The 25,960-nt window shown below is 44.7% G+C and carries 24 protein-coding genes and 4 tRNA genes; 18 read left to right on the plus strand and 10 right to left on the minus strand.

Annotation, left to right across the window (positions count from 1 at the left end; all coding sequences use genetic code 11):
• Window positions 1-3: 3 nt before the first annotated feature.
• The 4 genes from rpsD (at window position 4) to PYW33_RS02200 (ending at window position 3,749) form a co-directional block, all read left to right on the plus strand.
• Window positions 4-630, plus strand: a complete 627-nt coding sequence (gene rpsD, locus PYW33_RS02185; protein ID WP_004281490.1) for a 30S ribosomal protein S4 — start codon at window positions 4-6, stop codon at window positions 628-630.
• A gap of 16 nt (window positions 631-646) precedes the next feature.
• Window positions 647-1,654 (plus strand): DNA-directed RNA polymerase subunit alpha, encoded by a 1,008-nt coding sequence (locus PYW33_RS02190; RefSeq protein ID WP_004281489.1) that lies wholly within the window; start codon window positions 647-649, stop codon window positions 1,652-1,654.
• A gap of 18 nt (window positions 1,655-1,672) precedes the next feature.
• The gene (gene rplQ, locus PYW33_RS02195) at window positions 1,673-2,038 is read left to right on the plus strand and encodes a 50S ribosomal protein L17 (protein WP_004281488.1); all 366 of its coding nucleotides are present in this window, start codon (window positions 1,673-1,675) and stop codon (window positions 2,036-2,038) included.
• A gap of 220 nt (window positions 2,039-2,258) precedes the next feature.
• On the plus strand, window positions 2,259-3,749 hold the full coding sequence (locus PYW33_RS02200) for a flavin-containing monooxygenase (RefSeq protein ID WP_004645062.1): 1,491 nt from the start codon (window positions 2,259-2,261) through the stop codon (window positions 3,747-3,749).
• 60 nt (window positions 3,750-3,809) lie between these two features.
• On the opposite strand, the gene PYW33_RS02205 is transcribed toward PYW33_RS02200, so the two are convergent.
• A complete protein-coding gene (locus PYW33_RS02205) occupies window positions 3,810-4,982 on the minus strand; it encodes an acyl-CoA dehydrogenase family protein (RefSeq protein ID WP_004645063.1) in 1,173 nt (390 codons plus the stop codon).
• Between the two features lie 183 nt (window positions 4,983-5,165).
• Between PYW33_RS02205 and PYW33_RS02210 the strand changes: the two genes are divergently transcribed.
• The 5 genes from PYW33_RS02210 (at window position 5,166) to PYW33_RS02230 (ending at window position 10,498) form a co-directional block, all read left to right on the plus strand.
• Window positions 5,166-5,423: an FAD assembly factor SdhE gene (locus PYW33_RS02210; protein ID WP_004645065.1), complete on the plus strand. Its 258-nt coding sequence runs from the start codon at window positions 5,166-5,168 to the stop codon at window positions 5,421-5,423.
• Complete coding sequence (locus PYW33_RS02215) at window positions 5,416-5,802, plus strand: hypothetical protein (protein WP_004645066.1); 387 nt, start codon at window positions 5,416-5,418, stop codon at window positions 5,800-5,802. Before PYW33_RS02210 ends, PYW33_RS02215 begins: the two co-directional genes overlap by 8 nt.
• Window positions 5,803-6,337: 535 nt before the next feature.
• The gene (locus PYW33_RS02220; RefSeq protein ID WP_004645068.1) at window positions 6,338-7,378 is read left to right on the plus strand and encodes a hypothetical protein; all 1,041 of its coding nucleotides are present in this window, start codon (window positions 6,338-6,340) and stop codon (window positions 7,376-7,378) included.
• A 67-nt stretch (window positions 7,379-7,445) separates the two neighbouring features.
• Window positions 7,446-8,018 (plus strand): rhombosortase, encoded by a 573-nt coding sequence (gene rrtA / locus PYW33_RS02225; protein WP_004281478.1) that lies wholly within the window; start codon window positions 7,446-7,448, stop codon window positions 8,016-8,018.
• A 197-nt stretch (window positions 8,019-8,215) separates the two neighbouring features.
• Complete coding sequence (locus tag PYW33_RS02230; RefSeq protein ID WP_004645069.1) at window positions 8,216-10,498, plus strand: TRAP transporter large permease subunit; 2,283 nt, start codon at window positions 8,216-8,218, stop codon at window positions 10,496-10,498.
• A 61-nt stretch (window positions 10,499-10,559) separates the two neighbouring features.
• Here PYW33_RS02230 and PYW33_RS02235 read toward each other — a convergent pair whose 3' ends face one another.
• The 6 genes from PYW33_RS02235 to rnr form a co-directional block, all read right to left on the minus strand.
• On the minus strand, window positions 10,560-11,441 hold the full coding sequence (locus PYW33_RS02235; RefSeq protein WP_004645070.1) for a DMT family transporter: 882 nt from the start codon (window positions 11,439-11,441) through the stop codon (window positions 10,560-10,562).
• Between the two features lie 55 nt (window positions 11,442-11,496).
• Window positions 11,497-11,931, minus strand: coding sequence for a restriction endonuclease subunit S domain-containing protein (locus PYW33_RS02240; RefSeq protein WP_004645071.1), 435 nt, complete (start codon window positions 11,929-11,931; stop codon window positions 11,497-11,499).
• 17 nt (window positions 11,932-11,948) lie between these two features.
• Window positions 11,949-12,158, minus strand: a complete 210-nt coding sequence (locus PYW33_RS02245) for a YheV family putative zinc ribbon protein (RefSeq protein WP_171054337.1) — start codon at window positions 12,156-12,158, stop codon at window positions 11,949-11,951.
• A 40-nt stretch (window positions 12,159-12,198) separates the two neighbouring features.
• Window positions 12,199-14,238, minus strand: coding sequence for a M3 family metallopeptidase (locus tag PYW33_RS02250; RefSeq protein ID WP_004645073.1), 2,040 nt, complete (start codon window positions 14,236-14,238; stop codon window positions 12,199-12,201).
• A 69-nt stretch (window positions 14,239-14,307) separates the two neighbouring features.
• Window positions 14,308-14,862, minus strand: a complete 555-nt coding sequence (locus PYW33_RS02255; protein WP_004645074.1) for a hypothetical protein — start codon at window positions 14,860-14,862, stop codon at window positions 14,308-14,310.
• Between the two features lie 84 nt (window positions 14,863-14,946).
• Complete coding sequence (gene rnr / locus PYW33_RS02260) at window positions 14,947-17,394, minus strand: ribonuclease R (RefSeq protein ID WP_016806776.1); 2,448 nt, start codon at window positions 17,392-17,394, stop codon at window positions 14,947-14,949.
• Between the two features lie 263 nt (window positions 17,395-17,657).
• On the opposite strand from rnr, the gene PYW33_RS02265 reads away from it, so the two are divergent.
• The 5 genes from PYW33_RS02265 to PYW33_RS02285 all read left to right on the plus strand — a co-directional run bounded on the left by PYW33_RS02265 (window position 17,658) and on the right by PYW33_RS02285 (window position 19,054).
• Window positions 17,658-17,747 (plus strand) — tRNA-Ser (locus PYW33_RS02265).
• A 16-nt stretch (window positions 17,748-17,763) separates the two neighbouring features.
• Window positions 17,764-17,840 (plus strand) — tRNA-Arg (locus PYW33_RS02270).
• A 49-nt stretch (window positions 17,841-17,889) separates the two neighbouring features.
• Window positions 17,890-17,966 (plus strand) — tRNA-Arg (locus PYW33_RS02275).
• A 118-nt stretch (window positions 17,967-18,084) separates the two neighbouring features.
• Window positions 18,085-18,690, plus strand: a complete 606-nt coding sequence (locus PYW33_RS02280) for a dihydrofolate reductase family protein (protein WP_004645078.1) — start codon at window positions 18,085-18,087, stop codon at window positions 18,688-18,690.
• Between the two features lie 287 nt (window positions 18,691-18,977).
• Window positions 18,978-19,054 (plus strand) — tRNA-Arg (locus tag PYW33_RS02285).
• A gap of 105 nt (window positions 19,055-19,159) precedes the next feature.
• Here the strand turns inward: PYW33_RS02285 and PYW33_RS02290 are convergent.
• Complete coding sequence (locus PYW33_RS02290; RefSeq protein WP_004645079.1) at window positions 19,160-20,458, minus strand: hypothetical protein; 1,299 nt, start codon at window positions 20,456-20,458, stop codon at window positions 19,160-19,162.
• A 158-nt stretch (window positions 20,459-20,616) separates the two neighbouring features.
• Here PYW33_RS02290 and PYW33_RS02295 point away from each other — a divergent pair, with 158 nt between their 5' ends.
• Window positions 20,617-21,114, plus strand: a complete 498-nt coding sequence (locus PYW33_RS02295) for a YcxB family protein (protein WP_004645081.1) — start codon at window positions 20,617-20,619, stop codon at window positions 21,112-21,114.
• Between the two features lie 37 nt (window positions 21,115-21,151).
• The gene (locus PYW33_RS02300; RefSeq protein WP_004645082.1) at window positions 21,152-21,793 is read left to right on the plus strand and encodes a fumarylacetoacetate hydrolase family protein; all 642 of its coding nucleotides are present in this window, start codon (window positions 21,152-21,154) and stop codon (window positions 21,791-21,793) included.
• 52 nt (window positions 21,794-21,845) lie between these two features.
• Here the strand turns inward: PYW33_RS02300 and PYW33_RS02305 are convergent, their stop codons facing one another.
• Window positions 21,846-22,667: an AraC family transcriptional regulator gene (locus tag PYW33_RS02305; protein ID WP_004645083.1), complete on the minus strand. Its 822-nt coding sequence runs from the start codon at window positions 22,665-22,667 to the stop codon at window positions 21,846-21,848.
• 104 nt (window positions 22,668-22,771) lie between these two features.
• Between PYW33_RS02305 and PYW33_RS02310 the strand changes: the two genes are divergently transcribed.
• Window positions 22,772-23,710, plus strand: coding sequence for a DMT family transporter (locus PYW33_RS02310; RefSeq protein ID WP_004645084.1), 939 nt, complete (start codon window positions 22,772-22,774; stop codon window positions 23,708-23,710).
• Entirely contained in the window at window positions 23,707-24,594 is an 888-nt protein-coding gene (yddG, locus tag PYW33_RS02315) for an aromatic amino acid DMT transporter YddG (protein ID WP_004645085.1), read from the plus strand. Before PYW33_RS02310 ends, yddG begins: the two co-directional genes overlap by 4 nt.
• A gap of 29 nt (window positions 24,595-24,623) precedes the next feature.
• Here the strand turns inward: yddG and PYW33_RS02320 are convergent, their stop codons facing one another.
• Window positions 24,624-25,871, minus strand: coding sequence for a YihY family inner membrane protein (locus PYW33_RS02320; protein WP_004645086.1), 1,248 nt, complete (start codon window positions 25,869-25,871; stop codon window positions 24,624-24,626).
• Window positions 25,872-25,960: the final 89 nt, after the last annotated feature.

Genomic DNA, 25,960 nt, shown 5'->3' on the forward strand with positions numbered 1-25,960 from the left:
TTCATGGCTCGTTATATTGGTCCAAAATGCAAACTCTCTCGTCGCGAAGGGACAGACCTGCAACTTAAATCAGGCGTTAAACCGTTTGATGTTAAGACAAAAAAACATGCGAAAGTTCCTGGCCAACACGGCGGGGCTCGTGGTGGTAAACAATCTGAGTACTCACTACAATTACGTGAAAAACAAAAAGTACGTCGCATGTACGGTGTTTTAGAGCGTCAATTTAGTAACTACTATAAAGAAGCTGCTCGTGTTAAAGGCGCAACTGGTGAAAACCTGTTGAAGCTACTTGAAAGCCGTCTTGATAACGTTGTTTATCGTATGGGTTTCGGTTCTACTCGTGCAGAAGCTCGTCAGTTAGTATCTCACCGTAGCATCACTTTGAATGGCCGTCGTGTTAACATTGCGTCTATCCAAGTTAAAGCAGGTGATGTGATCGCAGTTCACGAAGGCGCTAAGCAACAATTACGTATCAAAAACGCAATTGAATTAGCTACTCAACGTGGTATGCCTTCTTGGATGGAAATTGACCATTCTAAATTAGAAGGTACGTTCAAAGCTGCACCGGATCGTTCTGATTTACCTGCTGAAATCAACGAAAGCTTGATTGTAGAATTGTATTCTAAATAATCCTTGAGGAAGCAATATGACGCGTACTGCAAATGAGTTTCTAACTCCGCAAGCGATCAAGGTCGAAGCGGCAAGCGGGACCTCGGCAAAAGTTATTCTAGAACCATTAGAGCGTGGCTTTGGTCATACTCTTGGTAATGCTTTACGTCGCATCCTTCTTTCTTCTCTACCTGGCGCAGCTGTGGTAGAAGTTGAGATTGAAGGGGTCGAGCACGAGTACAGTACTTTGGAAGGCTTGCAGCAGGACATCGTCGAGCTCTTGCTGAACCTAAAAGGATTGTCGATTAAGCTGTTCGATCAAAATGAAGCATATTTGACATTAGAGAAACAAGGTGCAGGCGACGTAACTGCGGCTGACCTTCGTTTACCTCATAATGTTGAAGTGGTTAACCCTGAACATTTGATCGGTACTTTAAGTGCCTCAGGCTCATTGAAAATGCGTCTGAAAGTGGCTCAAGGTCGTGGCTACGAGACTTCTGATTCACGCTTCCCAGAAGGCGAAACTCGCCCAGTGGGTCGCTTGCAGTTAGATGCTTCTTACAGCCCAATCAAACGTGTTTCATACACCGTGGAAAACGCGCGTGTAGAACAACGTACTGACCTTGATAAACTGATCATTGATCTTGAAACCAATGGTACTGTAGATCCTGAAGAAGCGATCCGCAAAGCTGCAACTATTTTGCAGCAACAAATTGCGATCTTCGTTGACCTTCAGAAAGATCAAGCACCTGTTGCTCAAGAGCCTCGTGAAGAAGTTGACCCAATCTTGCTTCGCCCAGTAGATGATCTAGAGCTAACTGTTCGTTCTGCTAACTGTTTGAAAGCAGAAAACATTTACTACATTGGTGATCTTGTACAGCGTACCGAAGTTGAGTTGCTTAAAACTCCTAACTTGGGTAAAAAATCGCTTACTGAGATCAAAGATGTTCTGGCTTCTAAAGGCTTACAACTCGGCATGCGTTTAGAGAACTGGCCACCGGCTAGTCTCCGTATGGACGATCGTTTCGCCTATCGTAGCCGTTAATTAAGTAGGACTATCACCATGCGTCATCGTAATAGTGGTGTGAAATTAGGCCGTACAAGCAGTCATCGTAAAGCGATGTTCCAAAACATGGCTAACTCTTTGTTCGAGCACGAGTTGATCAAAACAACTGTGCCTAAAGCAAAAGAGTTACGTCGTGTAGCTGAGCCTTTAATCACTTTAGCTAAAAACGATACAGTAGCAAACCGTCGTTTGGCGTTTGCTCGTACTCGTTCAGCAGCAACTGTTGGTAAATTATTTACCGTTCTTGGCCCTCGTTACAAAGAGCGTAACGGCGGTTATCTACGTGTTCTTAAAGCGGGCTTCCGTGCAGGTGATGCTGCACCGATGGCTTACGTTGAGCTAGTAGATCGCGAAGTTAACTAATTTCGTGAAGAATAACGCAAGTTGTTCGAAAAGGTCGGTTGAATAAACCGGCCTTTTTTATTGTCTGTATATTTTAATTTAGTCTGACTTTTAATCTCGTATAACTGGATCTGGCCTCAAAAGATAAAAAAATAACGTCTTTTTAATAAACTTGACATTGTGTATTGTCAGTTTTGTGATTTAATAAAAACAGATAGCATCGCTTAGGTAAAAAAACAACATGGAAAAGCAGGTAGATATTTTAATTGTGGGTGCGGGGATCTCGGGGATTGGTCTGGCAGCGCATCTTTCTAAACATTGTCCGCAACGCTCTTTTGAGATTATTGAACGCCGCGAAAGTATTGGTGGAACTTGGGATCTGTTTAAATATCCGGGAATCCGTTCTGATTCGGATATGTCGACTTTTGGTTTTAATTTCAAACCCTGGAAGAAAGAAAGCGTGCTTGCCGATGGCGCATCCATCAAAAATTATCTTGCTGAAGTGGTAGAAGAGTTTAAACTTCAGCCAAAAATCTATTTCCAGCATCGGGTTCTGAGTGCTAATTATGATTCTGCCACCTGCAAATGGTCAGTAGAGATTGTGGACGCACAGGGTAAGACGCAGATCTGGATCGCCAACTTTATACTGGGTTGTACCGGTTATTATAATTATGATCAGGGTTTTCAGCCGGAGTTTCCAAATCAAACTGCATTCAAAGGTGAGTTTATTCATCCGCAACATTGGCCGGAAAATTTAAACTATAAAGGCAAAAAGGTGGTCATTATTGGTAGTGGTGCGACCGCGATTACCTTGGTTCCTGCGATGGTCAAAGGTGGAGCAGGTCATGTGACCATGTTGCAGCGTTCACCGACTTATATTGCCTCTGTGCCTTCGGTCGATTTTATTTATTCAAAAATGCGTAAATATCTGCCTGAGGAGGTCGCCTACAAGCTGACACGTGCGCGTAATATCGGCATGCAGCGCGGGATTTATGCTTTGGCACAGAAACAGCCAAAATTATTAAAATCACTTTTGCTTAAATCGGTGCAATTCCAGCTGAAAGGTAAAGTGGACATGAAGCACTTTACCCCGAATTATGAACCTTGGGATCAGCGTCTCTGTGTGGTGCCGGATGGGGATCTGTTTGAAATTTTACGTGAAGGGCAGGCATCGGTTGCAACGGATCAGATAGAAACCTTGACCGAAACTGGAATTCAGCTGAAATCAGGTCAACATCTGGATGCTGATATTATTGTTTCTGCAACGGGTCTGAATATTCAAATCCTCGGCGGGATTCAGGCGACGATGGATGGTCAGCCTATCGATACCTCACAGCATATGCTGTATAGAGGCATCATGGTCAGTGATATACCAAATATGGCGCTGATTATTGGCTATATTAATGCCTCCTGGACGCTTAAAGTCGATATTGCAGCTGAGTATATTTGCCGTTTGTTGAACTATATGGATCAGCAAGGTTATGCGCAGGTGATTCCTCAGGGAGATCAGAGCGAATTGCTTCAGGATACCGTCATGGGCAGTCTCAGTTCGGGTTATATTGCCCGTGCTGCGGATGTGATGCCAAAGCAGGGTAAACATGCTCCGTGGAAAGTCAGCAATAATTATCTCGCAGACCGCAAGGAACTCAAACAGGCTTCCTTTGAAGATGGGGTGCTGAAATTTAGAAAAAACAGCAATGCTTTAAAGCATAAACCGCGTCTGGTTTCTTAAAGTTATATTTTTGCATACAGAAAAAGGAGTCCTAAGAGACTCCTTTTTTATGAATCCATTTTAAAGTGAACGGGCGATGAGTTCTTTCATGATTTCATTGGTACCCGCGTAAATCCGATTGGCACGGTTGTCGATATAGGCACGGGCAATCGGATATTCCAGCATATAACCATAGCCGCCATGCAATTGCAGACATTCATCTACGACTTTGCTGTACATTTCTGAAATCTTGTATTTGGCCGCAGCAGCGGCATCTACGCCCAGTTCGTGATTGAGTTGCAGCTGCATACAGCGATCCAGATAAGTGCGGCACACATCGATCTCGGTACGTAGTTCTGCCAGTTTAAAACGGGTATTTTGAAAATGGCTGATGCTCTTGCCAAATGCCTGACGCTCCTTGGTATATTTCACTGTATGTGCGAAAGCGGCTTCAGCGCCTGCCTGACAGATAATCGCCACAATCAGGCGCTCCCAGGCCAGTTCTTTCATTAGCATCATAAAACCCATGCCTTGCATTCCCAGCAGATTTTCTTTGGGGACACGGACATTATCAAAGAACAGCTCGCAAGTATCCTGGCCTTTCATGCCGATTTTATTCAGCGGTTTACCTTTGCTAAATCCGGCTCGGTCGGCTTCGACCATAATTAATGAGAGATTGGCCGAGCCTTTGTCACTATTCCCCGTTTTACAGACCACAATCGCCATCTCACAGAGATAGCCATTGGTAATGAAGATCTTGGAACCATTAATCACATAGTCATCGCCATCCAATACAGCAGAGGTACGGACTGCTTGCAGGTCAGAGCCAGTTCCCGGTTCGGTCATGGCAATCGCGGTGACGACCTCTCCAGACGCCATTTTGGGTAGCCAATATTGTTTTTGGCGATCATTGCCAAAATTCAGCAGATAATTGGCGACGATATCCGAATGTAGCGAAAACCCAGTCGCTGAATCTCCGGCATAGGCCTGTTCCTCAATCAAAATCATGCTATACAGCCGGTCTACGCCAGAACCGCCATATTCCTCAGGCATGGTAGCGCAGAGCAATCCAAGCTCACCGGCTTTATTCCACAGCTCTCGATCTACATGCTGCTGACTTTCATAACGCTCGGTATGTGGAATGACTTCTTTCTCATAAAATTTACGTACCGTCTCGCGAAAAGCCTCATGTTCGGTAGTAAAGAGTTGGCGCGGCAGCATCGGAGCAAGTGGGCGAATGGCTGCAGATTGCATCTTGTTATTCCTTATTTTGATCTGTTTGGTTTAACTTAGGCCATGCCAAGATCAGCAGCAATGAGCGGAATGTTCAAATGACTTAAATCTGTTGATGCTTTTGGTCATTTCTATGAAATCCCTCGAAATTCAGCCAGCGCTTCAGGTAAACTATTCGGGTTTATAACGAGTTGGGGAAATTCGATGACTGATGACATTAGCTTGGAAGAGCGCAAGGTGATTTATCGTGCGCGTCGTGGTCTAAAAGAACTGGATGTATATTTTGATCCCTACGTCAAAAACTACTACCTGAATGCTGAGCCTTTCGAAAAGCAGATGTTCGCAGAACTGGTTGAGCAGGAAGACCCGGATTTGCTGGACTGGTTTATGGAAGTGTCCGAGCCGCCACGCCCTGAACTAAAAGATTTTATCAAGAAGCTTAAATTTTACGTTCATGGATAATCGTTGCTTCAAGCTGAAACGCAGTCTGTGTGCATTGGCGTTTCAGCTGTTTATTTTTGCACTGCTGATGTATCTGTTGTATCAGTTATTACCGATTGCAATTTGGGCAGTATGTGTTGTCATAGGCTTGGTAATTTATCAGCTGTTTTATCGTAAGACGCCACAGATAGAGCAGTTTGAATATCTCGATGGACGTGAATGGTCCTTGACTACCAAAGCACGACCGACCCGTCGGGTATTCATCAGTCATGTCATTGATCATCAGGCGTATATTGTGGTGTATTTCCAGCATGCCAAGGCGCGACCTTTACTGATCTGGTGTGATCAATTGCCGTTCAAACAATGGAAGTCTTTAAAAGTACTGACTAAATTAGTTTAGTTATAAGACAAACACATTTTAATGATTTAATTAAAATGTTCATAAAACAAATATTTAGATCAACTTTCTATTTTTATTGTCAGACAAAAATTACGGTTAATGCATAACTTAGAGAAATTGTCTGACAATTTATTCCCTATGTTTTATTTTTAGCCTGTACATTTAACTCACCAACAGCAACTACGGGAGACCTTGATGGAATTTCCAGTGTGGATGTATTTGATCGTCGCGATTGTTTTAGCCTTGGTAGTAGGACGAATCGGGACGGTGCTGAAGGATAAGTTTTCATCTTAACCAAGCAGGGTTTTATCATTTTTCTGCTTGTACAGTTAATAAGTAGCATGTGCTGAACCGTCGCAATGCTACTTTTTTTTGCCCAAAATTTGGGATTCTCCTGAATACAGTCAATTGCAGCGTGGCTATTTAATGGCAAAGTGTCTCGTCTAAATTAGAGTAAATACTCTTTTATTCACAAAATGCTTCTGATATCTTTAGCAGAAAGATGGACATAATCACAATTATAGAGGACAGGAAAATGTCAGGCGTCCGTAAAATATGCCAAGGTATGGCGACCATTGCAATAACAACAACAGTTTTGACGGGGTGTTCTCAGGTCATTAAAACCGGTGCCAATGTTGCACTGGGTTTCACCGAAAACCATATTGTACCGCCGATTTTAGCGATGGATGATGCTGAAATGGTGTGTAATTCAGGGAATTCTTTAACGCCGGCCATTATGGCGACCAAAGAAATGGGGGCGGATCCAACACGGGTGGCCGTGCTGATGTATTCGGCTGCCGGTATTTGTGCCGAGCAAAAAGCGCTGGAAGCCGAGTTACGCTATTTACGTGCTTCAAAAACCAATCAGGTGGCAGAAGCTCAAGATGCCCGAATCGAGCAGAAGCGCTGGGCGACACTGGCAGCACAGCGTCAATATACCGGTTATCAACTGTTCCAGAGCCGTTATGAAAAGAAATACCAAAAAGCCCTGGGTGAAGAATGCCCACGCATGAACAGTGATATCGAGCAAACGGTTTATCTGTTGGGTATGCTCAGTGGCTTGCAGGCCATGACCAATGATATTAACTCGGGTGGTGCAGTGCATGTACCGAAAGATATTGCTGCCGTGGTCGAGCGTGGCATGGTGTGTCTGGATAACGCGAAATTCTGGGGTGCGCCGAATGCCACCCGTGCGGTGATCTGGACTTTGTTGCCAGGCGCAGGGGAAGGCAAGCCTGACCCTTACCAAACATTAAAACAATCTACACAAATTGGTGAGCAAAAAGGTGTACGTTTATCTCATGCCTTGTATGCCGTAGCGGCTCAGGCCAGTGGCGATGATGCCAAAGTTCGGGATGCCTTGAAAACCTTTGCTCAGGCCCGTACGGAGGAAAAACCGGTAAATCCGCAATTCAAGCTGATTGACAGCATGGCCGCGATTATGGTCAGTGGCATATCAGATCGTTACTGGACAGAAAATACTGGTATACGTAGTGGCGATGATGGCATGCAACGTTTCTGGGATGAATCCGACAGTTCTTCCGAGCTCGATGATCTGTTCAGTGCGGATCTGTAATGCAGATACTATGCATGAAGCTTCAGGGATGAAGTCAAATTAGATGGTCAGGGAGGACAACAGGCCGATGCTAGATCAACATTTTCGACGAAAAATTATTTTTCTAGCGGCTTTTGTCTCTCTCTCTGCATGTCTGCAAATTTTTCAGGATCATTTTATCTACTGGCAAGAGAGTCTGCTGGGTGAATTCTGGCGACTCTGGACAGCGCACTGGGTACATGTGAGCTGGATTCATTACTTTCTAAACATTCTCGCCTTTATCTGTTTACCTTTCATTTTTCCACGCGCTACCGTCTGGCATTTCTGTGCCATTTTGCTGATCTTGCCACCGTTGATCAGTTTAAGCTTTTATTTTTTCTTACCCAATATTGAAGCCTATGCTGGCCTGTCGGGCGTGCTGCATGGTGCCTATGTCGCCGTAGCCTGTGTACATTTGCTGTATAAGCGGGAACGCGGCTTTGCGGCGCTGGTATTATTTTTGATTTTTGCCAAACTGGTCTGGGAAAACACCATTGGCAATGTCGGAACGGCGCAGCTGATCGGTAGTCCGGTTTTGGTTGAGGCACATTTACTTGGGGTGATTTGGGGCGTGATTCTGGCGCTGATCTATATTGTGAGCAATTATTTTCGGGATAATTAAAGTGCAGAGATAAATAATTTACTTGGCAGAAAATACAAAAAGAAAATATAAATTGTCATTTTTATTGTGCCAATTTTCATGCAAAGTCAAAACATAGAATAAAGATCCTGACCTTTGAAAAGGAATTTTCTAGGCAGAAGGGAAGATCAGCGTCCTAGACCAAGCATCAGGCCGCTAAAATAAAAATAGGAATACACATGCAAAATAATGATCAAAACAGATCAGGATTAGGTCTGTTGCGTTATATATGGACAGAGTGGATCTCGACCTTCGTCGTGCTGGTTTTACTTTTGCTCACTTTGATTATTGGCACCGGGGAAATGATTCACGGTCAGTTGCTGCGTATGGGGGAGCGTATTTACGGCGATCCGGCAACAGGAATGCAATATTCATTTTTAAGGGCTGAGCCGACGCGTCCACAATGTGAACGCAATATTAATGTTGATCAACGCGTTCAGCAGCAGATAAAAGCCGATGCAGCCGATGAATATGCCGACTTCTTCGGGGTGCGTTCGGAAGCGGATGTCCGTGCTGCGGTGTTACAGGCACAGCAGGTCTGTGAAGAATCCTACCTGTTTTATGATAAAGCCATTCAACATGTGCAAGCTCATCCAAGTATTCGGGCTTATCGGACGTTTGAAACCTCTTTTTTTGGAATCTTCAAGTTTGGTACGGAAAACCGGGCTTTGCTTCTGGTCATCATGGTGGTCTTTGCTGCGATCAGTGCCACTCTAAAAACCCATCATATTGGCTTACGTAGCCCGAGCACGCGTATCGACTTTAAAGTTTATTCGGTCGCCATGCTGGTCGCTAATGCTTTCCTGGCATTTTCATCCTATAGCCAATATCAGTCCGTATTGAACTCGGGCGTGCCGATGGGGGAGATGAAGTACATCTACTGGTTGTGGATGATTCTGTTCAGCACACTCACCTTGATCAGCCTGTATCAGGTGATCAAACAGCCAAAACCAACGCGCGAAGGTGGCAGTTTTGGTCTGGCCTTTTTGAGTGTGCCGCTGTATGCCTATATGGCCATTACTACCGGAATAAATTTCACCTTTTTTATGGACTATCCAATGGGACAGGGGATTTACCTCGGTCAATTGGTAGAGTTTTCCAGTATTTTCCTAAATCTGGCCTTGTTTATCTGGGCCGGTATGTTGCTGAAACAGACCCGTGTCGTGGACATGTTCCTGAATATTCTGCGTCCATGGAATCTGGCCCCTGAAACCCTGACCTGGTTAATCTTGCTGGCAGCTGCATTACCGACCGCCTATACCGGAGCATCAGGGATTTTCGTAATTGCCGCAGGTGCGATTATTTACAAGGAAGTCTGGAATGCGGGCGGACGCCGTCAGTTTGCATTGGCCGCCACTGCAATGTCTGGTTCACTGGGCGTGGTTTTACGTCCTTGCTTGCTGATTGTCGTTGTGGCATCACTGAATAAAGAAGTGACCACCGACTTACTCTATCACTACGGGATTTATGTCTTCCTGCTCAGTTCGACTTTATTCCTGGTAATTTCCCTGTTCTTTGCAGAAAACAAATTCCGGATTGCTGCACCTATTGTGGCTGCTCCTCAATCCGGTCGCGCCTTCATTGCGATTATTCCATATATCGTGATTTTCATTCTGATCTGGTTATTCTATAAATATGCCTTGTCGACTGACCTGAATGAATTTACCGCACCGGTGATGATGCCAGTCATTCTGCTGATGATTGTCTTGTTCGACAAGTTGCGTCATGAACCTGCGCCGTTGCCGGCAGTGGGGCATTGGGATGAAACTTTGACCGCAACTTTAAACTCAAGATCGACACCTGAACTGGCAACAGCCGGTGCTGCGGCCAATGCAGAATATCGTGAAGCTGAACATAGCGAACAATCAGGCAAAGAACTGGTGGTTGATCATGCTGTGCAGCGCTCAAAGGCGACCGAAATTTTACGTCAAGTCGGTTTCTGGAAGTCCATGCATATTTCGACCAGTGAGACCGTGGGCCATATTGGTGCCTTGGTCATTCTGATGGCACTCTCGGTGAGTGTCGGTGGCTTGCTGGAACGTATTGAAATTATGGAAGCCTTCCCGACCGATATCAGTAGTACTATTTTGGTGATTTCACTGATTGTCGGCTTGATGATTTTTGTCGGGATGATCATGGATCCATTTGGCGCGGTGATTCTGATTTCGGCAACCGTGGCTCCAGTGGCTTACCAATATGGCATTCATCCAGTTCATTTCTGGATGATTACCCTGATTGGTTTTGAGCTGGGTTATGTGACGCCACCGGTTGCGCTGAATCATCTGCTGGCCAGACAGTCGATTGGCGATGCTGAGGTGGCTGAAGCGGATGCGGAAGTTCGCCATCTGTCTTTTTACTATCGTTATGAACGCTGGATTTTACCAGTGATAGTATTGCTGCCTGCGATGCTGATCATTGCCTATGTGCCTTATATCTTTAAACTGTTCGGCTGGTATCAATAAGAAAAAAGCAATAAAAAAGCACCTACGGGTGCTTTTTTATTGCTTTGATTTCGAATCTTGATCAAATCTTGGATGAATTCAGGCGCTTTTGTAGAATCGGGCTACACAGTAGAATCGCACAGAAAATCAGCCCCAGCCCAATCAGGCTATAAAGGTCTGGAACCTCATGCCAGAACAGAAAGCCCCACATGCCGGCAAAGAAAATCGCCACATAGTTGACCGGTCCAATTTGTCCTGCCGGAGCCAGCTTGTAGGCATTTGACATGAACAGTTGGCTGAAATTGGCCAGGATGCCAGCAGTAATCAGATAGCTGAGTTCTGTCAGAGTATAAGGTCGCCATAGCCAGAACATCGGAATTACTGAAATCAGGGTGCCAATAAAGCAGAAATAAAATACGATTTTTTCCGGAGACTCGGTTTTGGTCAGCGCTCGAACCGTGACAAACGCCATCGCCGCCAGAAAACTTGCACCCAAACCAATGACCGACATCAGGTTAATTAAACCCGAATCCGGTTTGGCAACACAGAGTACGCCGATGAAACCAATCAGAGCTGCGGCTAACATGCTTGTGGTGATTTTTTCCTTGAGAAATAGCCAGGCAATCAAAGGAATAAAAATCGGGGAAGAGTAGGTGAAGACCATGGCATTGGAGAGTTTTAAATGAGCAATGGCATAGAAAAAGCCGTACATGGCAGTCAGGCCGACCACTGCGCGCCAAGTGTGCATCCATAGTTTTTCAGTTTTGAAAAAACCAATGCCTTTATTGAAAATGAAAGGCAGGAAAATAAACAGCCCAACAAAATTGCGAAAGAAGACCACGGTAGCATTATCAATTGTTGTTGAGGCATAACGGATACAGACGCCCATGACTGAAAAGAGAAAAGCAGAGCAGGTCAGTAACAGAATGGCTTTAAGCAGATGCGGAGCGGCTGGGGCAGACATGGAAACAACTGAGCTAGAAGATCTGACGATATTCTAGCTGAAATGCTGTCGAGATTTACTGGCTTTGAGCAAGTTGTGCTTCAAGTAACTTGATCTGTTCCTCTTTCAGTTGGACCAACTGGTCGGCATCGCTATGCTGCGCATCCAGTGTGGCTTTTTGTTCATTGAGCTGAACTTGGATGTCATCTAATTTAGCCACTTCTTCTTTGACCAAACTGGCATTCTCCGGCACTGGTGCATCTAACAGCTGATTTGATACCAGTGCTTTAGCTTCGATCGTCTCAGGTGCTTTCGCTGCCGCCGTATCTTCTTCAGTTTTCGCCGCAGGTTTTGCTGCCGGAACAGCCGCGATATCTTCCTGATGTATGCGTTCCGCTTCACCGGAAGAGGCATTCAACCACTGATATAGCAATACCAATGCAACGACAGTAACTAAAGCCCCCATAATCCCCATTAAAAGTTTGGGGTTATTTCTTTGTTCTACTGACATAGCTTGAACCTTGATTTTTATTTTACTGAACGAGGTTTAAACTGAATCACGCCAACTTCATCTGGAACAGCTGGTGTTTCTGGTTGATCAACATGTGTGGGACGATTTTCTTCATAACCACATTCAATACATTCGATCCATTCATCTTCACCAGAGGTCAGCATGACGACGCGATCTAACGCCTGACATTTTGGACATTTTGCGCCTGCAATGAAACGACGTTTAATGGTCATCATACTCACCTTGTGATCAACTTAAAAAGCTAGTTTAAGCGTTTTTAGAGGGGTTCGTCCAACCTTGATGACGCAGCAACGCATCTATTTTTGGCTCGCGTCCGCGGAAATTGATAAATGCGTCAAGTGCTGTGTCTTTTCCGCCAACTGCGAGGATATTTTCCCGAAACTGCTTTCCGGTAGTGGTATTAAAAATACCTTCATCTTCAAAGCGGTCGAAGGCATCACTGGCCAAAACTTCGGCCCATTTATAGGAATAATATCCTGCTGCATAACCACCGGCAAAAATGTGACTGAAGCTGTGCTGGAAACGGTTATAGTCGGTGGTCGGTAGGACCGCATACTTTTCACGGATCTCATTCAGAGTAGCCTGAACCTGTGTTGCATTTAAAGCCGGATTGGCTCGGTGAATACTCAGGTCAAACAGGGCAAATTCAAGCTGACGCAGGGTTTGCATGCCAGACTGGAAGAAACGTGCATCGAGCAGGGCTTTCAGCAACTCTGCCGGCAAGGATTCTTGAGTTTCAATGTGCTCGCTGAGCAGATCCAGACTTTCCTGATCCCAGGCCCAGAATTCCATAAACTGGCTTGGCAGTTCGACCGCATCCCAAGCCACGCCATGGGTACCTGCTACCGCAATATTGTCCACTTCTGTCAGCATATGATGCAGGCCATGACCAAATTCATGGAACAAGGTGATGACTTCATCATGGGTCAAGAGTGCAGGGCGATTGCCGACGGGTGGAGTAAAGTTACCGACCATATAACAAATCGGTTTTTGCAAGCCATCACTGGTCTGCATACGGGAACGGAAACCGCTCATCCATGCACCGCCACGTTTGCCCTGACGTGCATATAGATCAAAATAGAAACCGCCAATCACCTGACCCTGATCTTCTAATTCAAAATAACGTGCATCCGGATGCCATACAGGCGCTTCACGTTCAATCACCTGAATGCCATACAGACGATTAACAATACTGAACAGGCCTTGCAGGATTTTCGGTGCAGGGAAGTAAGGTTTAAGCGCTTCCTGTGACAGGTTAAATTGCTGCATTTTCAGCTTTTCAGAATAATAGCCACTGTCCCACGGTTGCAGGTCACGGATGCCATCTTCAGCAGCAATCGCTTTCAGTTCTGCAATTTCTTTCTCTGCTGGCGCGCGGGCATGCTCTGCCAGATCACGCAAGAATTCGTCTACGGCCTCTACACTTGGTGCCATTTTGCTGGCTAAGGACAATTCCGCATAATTATTAAAGCCAAGCAGTTTTGCCATTTCCAGACGCAAACTGAGAATTTCTTCGATCAGTGCAGTATTGTCAAACTCGCTCTGTTCAGCCTGATCTGACGCACGCGTGGTATAAGCTTTATAGAGTTCTTCACGCAGAGGGCGATTTTCTGAATGGGTCATGATCGCCAGATAAGACGGGAAATCCAGCGTAGCCACCGGTTGATCCAGCTCACGTTGCTGACCATATTGTTTTAACAGCTCAATATTATTTGAAGATAGACCCGCTAACTCATCTTCATTCAGCGGTCTGAAATAGGCCTGAGTCGCATCTAGCACATGGTTGGAGAAGTCGGAAGATAATTGGGACAGACGTGCCGAAATTTCCGCATAACGTTTTTTCGCTTCACCCTCTAACGCCACCCCAGATAATTTAAAGTCACGTAAGGCCAGTTTAATAGCGCTTTGCTGCGCTGCCGGCAGTTCACTATAAATCGACGCATCATAAATATGCTGATAGGTCTGATACAGCGCCGTATGTTGACCCAGTTGCGTATAATATTCGCTAAGACCCGGTAAAAGTGCTTGGTAGACATCACGGGTTTCGGCATTGTTCATCACGGCATTTAAATGTGACAAGATGCCCCAAGACTCACTCATATTGTTTTCAAGCGTGTCGACATGTTCCAGAGTAGTCAGCTGCTCCTGTACTGTAGTAGGCGTTTCGGTGAGGTCATTCAGGAACTTTTGCCCTTCAGAGATACAGCTTTCAATTTTTTGTTTTAGCTCAGCCAGCGTAATCTGATCAAATTGTGGAACAGGCAAAGTTGCCTTTTCTAAAGTCATGTCGGTCTGCCGATTTATTTCCTATGTTAAATCTAGATGTAGGGGTTATGAGCTAGGAAATCAAGCTATCTACAGTTTTTTCTCGATCTTTTGATTTAAGGTTGTTAATGATTTATTGATATTTTTTAATTGTTCTAATAATCCTCCATTGGATGCTGGAAGTGATTCTAATTCATTTATATCAATTGTAGAGATGTCAGTGATTTTTGTTTTCCAAAGATTCAAAGGGTGTTTATACAAATATGTAATAGTGAATGTTATAGGGGAATTATCTAATGAATCTTTTAAGCCCCCATATTGCCCCCAATCGTATATATAGCTCTGATTGGGTGGGAATACTTTGACTCCATTTTTAAAAATACCAGTTTCAAAATCTTGTTTTTCAGAATTTAATTTTTCAATTCCAAATGCCGCGCGAGGGATCGGTCGATCACTAGATATTTTTACATTATGAGCGATGGATTTTCCAATATTTTTAACATGAAGTTGGATTACGGATTCTTTCCCATAATGAGGCGTAGCAAAAATAATAATTTGTGGTTGCTGATCGGATTTAAATACTGCGTAGGTTACGAGCAGAGCCATAAGAGAAATGATTAATGTTAGAATATTAATAACTTCCAATTTATAATTCCTTTTTATTTCTAGTTAGTATTTTGATTATGAATAAAAAAGAGCGCCATAGCGCTCTTTTTAAACCATCAAAAATTATTCAGTCTTGGCTTTTGCATTCGACTTTTTCTTTTTGACCTTGGCCTTTTTCTTTACTTTATCTTTAACCTTTGCTTCAGACTTTCCTGCAGATGGTTTAGCAGACTTTTTACTGTAAGAGCTGGGTTTTCCTTTTCCTTTTTTGCGTCGTATGGGTTGTTCTCCATCGGCGCTCAAGTTGGATTTAGATTCACGTTCATTATTGCCAAACACTTCTTCTGTCGCTGCTGGACGTGATACTGGTTTTTTCTCACTCACGCGCGGTGCACGGGCACGAACTGCACGGCCGGCATGACTGAGTTGTTGCACCAGTTCAAAATCGATCTTACGTTCTTCCAGATTGACACCGGCAACCTTGATTTTGACTTCATCACCCAGACCAAAGACCTGACCACGGTTCTGGCCGATCAGATTCTGGCTGCTTTGATCAAAGACAAAGAAGTCATCACCTAGCTGGCTGACATGCACCATACCATCGACATACAGATCTTTTAACGTGACAAACAGGCCAAATTCTGCCGTTGCACTAATAATGCCGACAAATTCTTCGCCCAGATGCTGCTGCATATAATGACATTTCAACCAGGTCGTCACCGAGCGCGACGCTTCATCTGCACGACGTTCTGTGGCAGAGAAATGGTCACCAGCTTCATCTAAAGCACCGCCTGAAAGCGGAGATGGCTTGTTATTTAAATGTGCTTTGATTGCACGATGCAATAACAAATCCGGATAACGGCGAATTGGTGAAGTGAAATGTGTATAGGCTTCATAAGCCAGACCATAATGGCCTGCATTACTCGCACCATAGTAAGCCTGCATCATGGAGCGTAATAACACGGCATGAATACTTGGTGCATCAATCCGTTCTTTGGTCGCTTCAATCACCGCCTGATAATCTTTCTGAGTCGGCTGTTCCGGGAAATTCAAACCCAGCAGCTTGACGAAGTCACGGACTTTCTGGATACGTGAGAACTCTGGTGGCTCATGCACACGGTACAACATTGGCATTTCATTTTTCAATGCATATTCTGCGGCTGCCACGTTGGCCAGCAACATACATTCTTCAATCAGCTTATGCGCATCATTACGGCTACGCGGCAAAATTTCTTTAATTCCGCCCAGTTCGTCGAAGGTCATGTAAGTTTCGACGGTTTCAAATTCCATGGCATGGCGTTCAGCACGTAAACTTTTAAGAACTTGATAAAGCTGGAACAGGGTGTTGATCGACTTGCGAACTTCACGGTCTTCGGTAATGGCTTGACTGTCACCTTCCAGATACTGTGCGACCTGATCATAGGTCAAACGTGCCTTGGAATGCATAACAGATGGATAGAACTCAAAACCGGTAACACGGCCAGCACGTGACAGTTTTAAATCACAGACCATACATAGGCGGTCAACATTCGGATTTAACGAACACAGGCCATTCGACAATGCTTCAGGCAGCATCGGTAAAACAAAGTGCGGGAAGTAGACTGACGTCCCGCGTTCCTGCGCTTCATCATCCAGCGGTTTGCCTGGACGCACATAATGGCTGACATCGGCAATGGCTACGACTACACGATAACCACCGCCGGGACGTTTTTCGGCATAAACGGCATCATCAAAGTCACGTGCATCTTCACCGTCAATAGTAACTAAGGCTAAATCACGCAGATCCACACGACCCTCATGGTCTTTGGCCGTTGGTTCTTTAAAGCTCTCGGCTTCTTTAACAACTTCTTCCGGGAATTCATAAGGCAAACCATATTCTAAAATGGTTTGTGGAATGATGATTTCAGTATCGGCCTTGTCTGCCATGGACTGCACAATATGCCCAGTCGCGAATTCTTCACGGGTCGGATAGGTATCAATCGCCACACGAATCGAGTCACCCAGATTGACTTGGGCATGTTCAATCAGTTCTTTTTCAAGGGTAATTGGCTGATGTGCATTCGGGTTGGCTGGCTGGATAAAGTATTCACCATCATACTCTGACACTTTACCAATGATCTGTTTGACACGATGCTGCACAACTTCAGTAATATAGCCCCAGGCCTTACCTTTACGGTCTACCGAAGTCTGACGCACTTTAACGCGGTCACCATTAAAGACCAGGCGCAGTTCACGCTCAGCCAGTAATAGGTCGTCCTGGCCGGAAATGTTGGCAGTTCCCATCCCCCGGGAATTGATATAAACCGTCGCTTCGGATTCAGGTTGCTCGACGGCAATCTGAAACTTGTAGCCGTCTTTCATCAGTTGCCCGTCACGCACCATCGCAATTAAACGATGGCTCAGGGCATCAATACTTTTTTGATCTGCAATTTCAAAATGTTCGACCAGGTCTGCATGGGACTGGGCATTGTTCTTTTCGATGGTTTCTAAAATGAGCGTGCGGCTAGGGATAGGGTTGTCATAACGTTCGGCTTCAGCTTTTGCTTCAGGATCGACCCAGTTTTTCATCATGTCTTTAAATTTATCTTAGGAGATAGGTTTAGCATAAAACATGTGTGCGCAGACTGCACGTAAATGATTGCAATAATCCATTTAAGTTTTCAATTTTCTGTTAATTTTCGATAACTGGAAATTTATGCAGTTTTTTTACTATCAAAATGCACGAAAAATCGAGGAATTGCTTAAAAAGTATTTAAACGAGCAAAAATATGCACTTTTTTTTGATGCTGCGCTTGCAGTGCCATGCCGAAATTTGTATTATGGCCGCACGTTACGGTGAGATGGGTGAGTGGCTGAAACCACGTCCCTGCTAAGGACGCATACGGGTAACTGTATCGAGGGTTCGAATCCCTCTCTCACCGCCACGCTTACTTACGTCGCGCGCTCATAGCTCAGCTGGATAGAGCACTTGGCTACGAACTAAGGGGTCGGGAGTTCGAATCTCTCTGAGCGCACCAAGTAAGTTAAGCAGAAAAAACGTATTGCCAACCTAGGCACACAAGTTACGCGCTCATAGCTCAGCTGGATAGAGCACTTGGCTACGAACTAAGGGGTCGGGAGTTCGAATCTCTCTGAGCGCACCAACTTGAACAATTAACCGCACATGTTGCGGTTTTTTTGTGCCTAAAATTTACAGAAACACCAGACAGCACGTGCTAAAAATAAGTCTCAGGCGAGTGAATAAAAATAAAGGCAATCGTGATGAGAAAAATCATTGTCCAGGAATTTTTGACCCTCGATGGCGTGATGCAGGGGCCCGGCGGCCCGGAAGAAGATCTATCTGGTGGTTTTCAATATGGTGGCTGGGTGGCACCGTATTTTAACGGGGAACCTGATCCGGCATTTGATTTCATTATGCAAAAATGGATGCAGCCCTCCGATATTCTTTTAGGGAAACATACTTTTCAGATTTTTGAATCTTACTGGCCCACACATACTGAAGACTGGCTGGGAATTAATGACGTCAATAAATATGTCCTTTCTACCAGTCTGGAGGATTCCGACTGGCAAAATACCCTTTTTCTGAAAAGCATTGATGAGGTAATCAAGCTTAAAGCATCAGGAGAGGGGGATATTCGAGTTTATGGCAGTGCTGCAGTGGTACAGGCGCTTTTTAAATATGAGCTTGTGGATGAACTTCGTCTGCTGACTTTTCCAATCATTCTGGGTGTTGGCAAACGCCTGTTTAGCCATGAATCAATACCCGCCGCTTTTCAATTGATAGATCACTTGGCCAGCTCAAATGGTATTGTGTTTACGCATTATCAAAGAGCAGGAGCAGTAAAGACTGGAACAATAGGCGAGTGATAAAGCGTACAAGGGTGACGATTGTTTTATATTCGAATTCTATTCTGGCTGGATACCTGGTTGAGAATACTTAAGGTTGACCCATTGCGTAGTGCTGGAATTTTTTGGAAAATCCGGCTTCTTGGTTGAATTAATTAAGTGCTTTTAGCTCTAAATCCGTAGAAGTTTTCAGCAGAAAACTATAAATTTTGATGCATCGTTTAATTACTGTACATTCAGTTGTGATTTTATTAAAAAACACTTAACAAGACTGAAAAAGCTCGTATAATGCACCCCATCAAGACGTCGCGCTCATAGCTCAGCTGGATAGAGCACTTGGCTACGAACTAAGGGGTCGGGAGTTCGAATCTCTCTGAGCGCACCAATCTTGATAAGAATTCTGAAAAAACCGCACGTTGATGCGGTTTTTTTACGTCTGTGATTTTTAACTATTTTTCATATAAAAAACCAATAACTCTCTGCTTCCTGCTCATCTTAATTTCTGCTGCACTTTCAGTGCATAAACGGTATTGCCACCTACCGCAGGTAAAACATCGTGATAGGGCATGCTGCGCATGGCTCTTAATAAGAATGGCGCCTGATCGTGAATCTTCATGCTGCTGGTAATTTGAAATAAGGTACCTTGTGACTGCGGTAATAAGCGCATGCCACCTTTCACAAACTTCAAGTCGCCACCATTGGCATTAAACTGGTTTTGCAGGGCATCAGGCTGGTAAAAACGCATCTTGAAATTAAACAGGATCTGAATCACCCCTAAACCGACCGACACCTTATAGTTGGCATCTATATTCTGGGTATTGACCGGATTAAGTTCGACCTTCTTGATCTGCCGGGGGAAAAGCTGCTGGGTTGCTTCAGCTGCTAACCACGGCCGCAATTTTTCGACCGGATGCGCAAAATATTGATAGGTGCTACTAAATCTTAAATTTTCTGAGACTTTTCCTTCTTTGACCTGATAGCTCGGCAAAATGAAACTGACCGGTTGACCAGACTTCTGGCTGATCTGGGCAATTTTTTGTAGCTGTTGAGGGTTGAATCTCAGTTGCGGAATCGGAGTTGCTAGTGCTGCTGTATGCTCGGTTTTAAAGCGTTGTTGTAGTGCTTCCAGCAGAAATGCATTGGTGCTCGGCGGAATGCCGAGTTTGGCTTCAGGCAGCGCATTCAGGATTTTACTGAATAAAAAGCCTTTGGGCTGGTTCAGGTCGCCCCATTGGGTGACAGTCACCAGCGTTCTATGCGGACCCAGTGCAAACCATTCCAGTTTTCCCGCACCATAGGGAATCGGCGCATCAATAATTAAGGTGCTGATGCTATTTTCGCCCAGATGATGCTGCATCACTACAGTTTCTTTAAAGTTTAACACCGGAATCGGGGTCGGGATATGAACCTGATATTTAATCTGCTGAATCGAACCCTGCTGCTCTAGCACTTTGGCTGACTTTAAAGTTGGAAACAGACCCACATAATTTGGATAATGGCGCAGCAATTTTTCAACTTGAGCTTCAGCCACAGGCAATACCACAGCTGCACTATAAAACTGTGTCTTGCTGGCTGCATTATTGTTTAAGGTGGGGAGCTGGGTTTTACTGGTTGGATGCGCATAAATCAGAATCCGCTCGCCGGTTAATTCTGCCAGTTGCTGGGCATTGCCCTGATAAGCACTCAGACTGCTCGGCAATTCGGCATTCCAAGGAATAATCTTGGCCAGTGCTGGGACAGAAACTGCCAAACAAACACCGATGAGCATGCATTGCTTTAATCCTTTCATTCAACATCCTGTTGCGTATTTTTTGTTTTAATTGCTGTTTATTTAAAACCAAATGCACGTATTTCCAAAGCAAAGTTATGTAATTGATGCGACAGGCCATAAGCGCTATGGATATTTTGGTATAGTATTGGGCAAGATTTTATTTTTGATGTGATGCTATGACTGAGTCAGCACCGACTTTATCGACCCGTTATTTTCTGACTTTAGAAGAATCTCAGGATGGTTTTGCCCTGGCGACGTTTGGTAAAAAGCAGATTTCACGTTTTCTGACGCCTCTGGTCAGTATCGGGATCATCATCTGGGGTTTCTCGATGGGTTTTGATGGCGTCGGACGTTATTACGTGGCTTTGGGCGCATTCTTTCTGCTCCTGCAAGGTATTATGCGTTACTGGTTCCTGCCGATGATGTTTAAACGTCAGTTTGTTAAATATCAGTTTGGTAAAAGCGAACAGGGTATTGATTTGTATCAGGACTATGCGGAAATTTTTAATAATGATCGTAGTAAGTTGGTGCCATATAGCGAAGTGCAGAATTTTGCTGTCGGTAAACTCACTTATATGCTGGAATTAAAAAACCGTACCGTGGTTATTGTGCCGAAGCGTGCATTTAAGGACGGCACTGAACAGAGTATGTTCGAGCATACATTTAAAAAATAATTCAGATATCTATAAAAGGAAAAGGGAAGTTTTGATCATGAGCACACGTCCATCCAAAATCGTTTGCGTGGGTCGCAGTTATGCCGATCATGCCAAAGAACTCGGCAATGCGATCCCTGATCGTCCGGTATTGTTTATCAAGCCACCGAGTGCCTTAAGTTCGCTCGAAGCAGGCATTGAATGGAATCCGGAATGGGGCAATTGTCATTATGAATGTGAACTCAGCTTGCGCATTGACCGGACTTTAAGCAAAGAAAGCGATCCTGTGAAATCACTTGAAGCTGTGGGTGCGGTGACTTTAGGTCTGGACTTAACTTTGCGTGATTTACAGGATGATCTCAAGAAAAAAGGCCAGTCTTGGGAACGTGCCAAAGCCTTTGATGGTTCTTGTTTGTTGTCGGACTGGGTGCCTGTCGCCGATGTAGTCACTGACTGGAAAGATGTGCATTACACACTCGAAGTCAATGATGAGCTACGTCAAAAAGGCGATACCGCTTTATTGATTTTTGATATTGCGACCTTGCTGGCTGACATCAGTCAGGTCTTTACTCTGGAAGAAGGGGATGTGGTGATGACTGGTACACCGGCAGGTGTTGCAGCATTACATTCCGGTGATCAACTGAAAATGACGCTGAAGGGTCAGTCTCAGGATTATGTCTGGACGACTTTTGTGAAATAACCAAAACTTTGAATCAAAGGAGCCTATTGGCTCCTTTTTCATATGCATAATTTTAATCATTAACAGTATAACGCTTGCGAAACTGATCAGGGGTGCTTCCCATCCAGCGTTTAAACATGTTGATAAATGCCGAGGCATTGGCATAGCCCAGATCAAAGGCAATGCTTTCAACGCTATGACCTGAATTTAATAAAGACATGGCCTGCATCACTTTCAGGCGTTGCCGCCATTCATGTAGTGACATTCCCAGTTCTTTCTGGCTATATCGCGCTAGCGTCCGCTCGGTTAAATTGACGCGTTCTGCCAGTTGCTGCAGCGAGCTCTGATCTGCCGGATGCTGATGTAAATAATCTAAAATCTGTTTCAGCAATGCATGTTCTGAATGTGGTAAATAACTGCTGACCAGTTGGGCTTGCTGCAGCTGATCGAGCAGCACCTGTAGCAGACGCTGATATTCAACTGAATTCTCGAGTGCTGGATGGTCTTGCTGATGCAGTTGTTTCAGGTGGGTGAATAAAGCGGTGACCAGAGGTGCACTGAGCAGGATGCCGGGTTGGGTGGGCAGTTGGCTGCATAGTGATTCATGCACATACAGGGTGCCATGAGAAACTGCGGTACGGTTCAGACCACGATGTTCTAAATTTGGCGGGAGCCAGATGCCGTGAGGTGAAGGTGTCACATAATTTATATGATTAATATTCACTTCCATCACGCCATGAAAAGCATAGACAAATTCTCCCCAGGCATGGCCATGCAGCGGATAAACAGATTGCGCGGGATCCTCCCTGAAACTGAGCCAGAGCGGTGCTTGAATCAGATCATGGGTCGGAAGTTGCTTGAGCGAAGCTGAATCTGCTTGGATTTTTTTATGCATCACCGAAATTGCCTGAATAACACCATCATTTGTCTACTTTGAAGTATATCTTTTATTTCTGACACTTTTATAGTGTACCTTCCAAATGAGCAACAGGACCGTATGTGAGCCAGCGTCAGGCATTAGATGCCAAAGCATCTGCCATCATGTTTGTATTGTGTATGTTGTGGGGTTTACAACAGGTGGTATTGAAATGGGCCGCCAGTGATATTTCAGCCCTGATGCAAATTGCCTTGCGTTCAGCCTTATCTGCGCTGATGGTTTATCCCCTGATTCAGCAGAGCGTGCGCCGTCAACTCTGGAATGCACGCTATTTACCTGCAGGATTACTAGTCGGTGTGTTGTTTGCAACCGAATTCTATCTGATTGGTGAGGCACTGCGTTATACCTCAGCCTCGCATACGATTGTTTTACTTTATACCGCGCCGATTTTTGTGGCTTTGGGTTTACACTGGAAATTGCCGGCAGAGCGTTTGTCTTCTGTGCAATGGGGCGGAATATTTTTTGCCTTTAGCGGAATTGTAGTCAGCTTTCTGTTACGTCCACAGACAGAATCAACTTTACAAACTGATGCCTTGTGGGGAGATTTTCTGGCTTTGCTTGGCGGCGTATTCTGGGCAGCCACTACAGTCAGTGTACGTCTGAGCCGACTGGCTGAAGCACCTGCAACCCAGACTTTGTTCTATCAATTATTGATAGGTGGAATGCTGTTATTGCCTCTGGCTGTTCTGACTGGACAAGCAGCCATTCAATGGACGGTGTTGTCTATTTCCAGTCTGGTTTTTCATACCGTGCTGATTTCCTTTGCCAGTTATCTGATCTGGTTCTGGATGCTGAAGCATTATCTGGCATCGCGTCTAGGGGTATTTTCCTTTTTGACCCCTGTATTCGGCATGCTGTTCGGCGTACTGATTCTGGATGAACATATCGAAATCAATTTTATTATCGGCACCTGTATGGTCATGCTGGGTGTGATTCTAGTGAGTTTGCAGGGATGGCTGAAAAAACCGAATATCAATAAAAGCATTCAAGAGCAAGCATGAAAATCTGGTCTGTAAATTTAGCGACCTGGATTGGTCTGTCTTCTATTCTGATCTGGGCCAGTCTGGTCGCCGTAGTGAAACTGATTACTGAATTTACAAGTGCAGTGCAGGGGATTGCTTTAATTTATAGTTTTAGCAGTCTGGCGATTTTTGCGTTCACCGGCTTTCCAAAAATCACGCAAATGTCCAAGCGTTATCTGCTCGGTTGTGGCGCTTTATTTGTGGCTTATGAGATTCTATTTCTGGTTGCTGTGGCATGGTCGGATAATCGTGAACAGGTGATGCTGATTGCCATGATCAATTATCTGTGGCCACCCTTGATGATTGTTTTTTCGATTTTTGCCCGACAGTTGCAGGCCCGCCTCTGGGTGATTCCAGGCTTTCTGCTCGCTGTGATGGGACTGATGCTGGTGGTCAATCCAGAAATCACTAATCTGCCGAAGTTTATGCAGGTTTTAGCTGAAAATCCTTGGGCTTATGGCTTTGCCTTTCTCGGCGCTTTGTTATGGCCTTGCTATTGCGTTCTGACCAGAACCTACGGCCGCGGACAAAATGGTGTACCGATTTTCTTTTTGGTCGCTGTAATCAGCTTATGGCTCTTACATTTAGGATTAAATGAACCTTTTATCATGCCCACATTCAAGCTATGGCTGGGAATTACGGTGGTAGGCAGTCTGATTGGTATCGCCTATAGTAACTGGAATCAGAGCATGCAATTCGGCAATATCAAGGTGCTGATTTTAGCCACCTATTTTATGCCGATTTTTTCTTCAGTCATGTCGATGCTGATTCTGGATGTCAGGCCCGAACTCAGTTTCTGGATCGGGACAGCCTTGGTAAGCGTAGGTGCGATTGTTTGCTGGAAATCTACCGCTATCAGTTAAAAAAAATCCTCTCAAGCGAGAGGATTTTTTTATTTATGTCGGAACAGTTCGGATAATGGAAAATTGAGTTTTTCTTCCAGATATTGATCGGTTTCCTGTAATCTAGGTGAGAAATTTTGCATCCAGATATCATCAGTTTGGGCATTGGTGAGATGGTTTTTGCGTGGCAGTGGATAAGGCAATTGCAGATAAAAATTCCAGAAGCTGACCTGATCCAGATCGCGAACCAGCACATATTCATTCTCATCGGTGCGTTTGATTAGATTCTGCTTTTCAAACATGGCGACATAGCTCGGCCAGCGGCCAATTTCATCTCGGCCCAGCACTTCAAGCGCTTGTGCTTCACTGATGCTTTCACCGGTTTTCTGTTTTTTATAAAAGAGTTCTAACAGATCTAGCAGCATGACGATGGGATGGCGTTTATTGTCCTGACCAGATTCAAACGCTGTCAGGGCATAACTGATTTCAACCCCCAATAACACAATAATCCACGACAGATAAATCCAGAGCAGGAAAATCGGCACGGCGGCGAAGGCACCATAGACAATTTCATAACTGGTGAAGTTCGACATGATATAGCCGAACAGGTTTTTCAGTAGCTCAAACACCACGGCACTAAACAGACCGGCAATAAAGGCAGATTTAAGCGGTACACTGCGATTCGGGATAGTCCAGTTCAAAATGAAAAATCCGAGTACAGTCAAAGAAAAGGAAATTGCCCAGAGAACAAAGGCACCATCCAGCTCATAACCGGCAAAGTTATTGCTGAGAATGCTCATGGATGCCACGGTCGAGGAAATCACAAACGCACTGCCGAGTAAAATCGGCCCTAGCGAAATGATGGTCCAGTAACGCATAAAGCCCATAATCCCGCCTCGCGTTTCAGTCACACGCCAAATGCGGTTAAACACCGTTTCGATACTGCTGAGCATCAATACTGTCGTCACAAACAAGAACAGAATACCAATGATGGTGAGATTGCTTGATTTATCGGTAAAGGCATTCAAGGCTTTATCAAAGGCAATGGTGGTTTTGGGCAAAAAATTACTATAGATGAGTTGCTGTAATTGCTGCCGCGCAGGTTCCAGCGCTTTAATGGAAGAGATAATTACCAGAAAAACCGTCAGCATCGGCACCACCGCAAACAAGGTAGTGTAGGTTAGGGAACCTGCCTGTTCGCGACAGCGGTCTGCTTCAAAGCGTCGAAGTACAAATAAAACAAATTGAAACCAGTGTTTTTCATAGAAAGGTAATTTCTTTAAATACTTAACAATCATCTGCATCCAATCTCAATTTTTTTAATCATCATGAATTTTCATCATCAGCTTAACCAAAAAACTTGCAAAGTATCGTATAGTTTTATTTT

Origin of the sequence: Acinetobacter lwoffii, from assembly GCF_029024105.1 — a bacterium.
GTDB classification, from domain to species: Bacteria; Pseudomonadota; Gammaproteobacteria; order Pseudomonadales; family Moraxellaceae; genus Acinetobacter; species Acinetobacter lwoffii.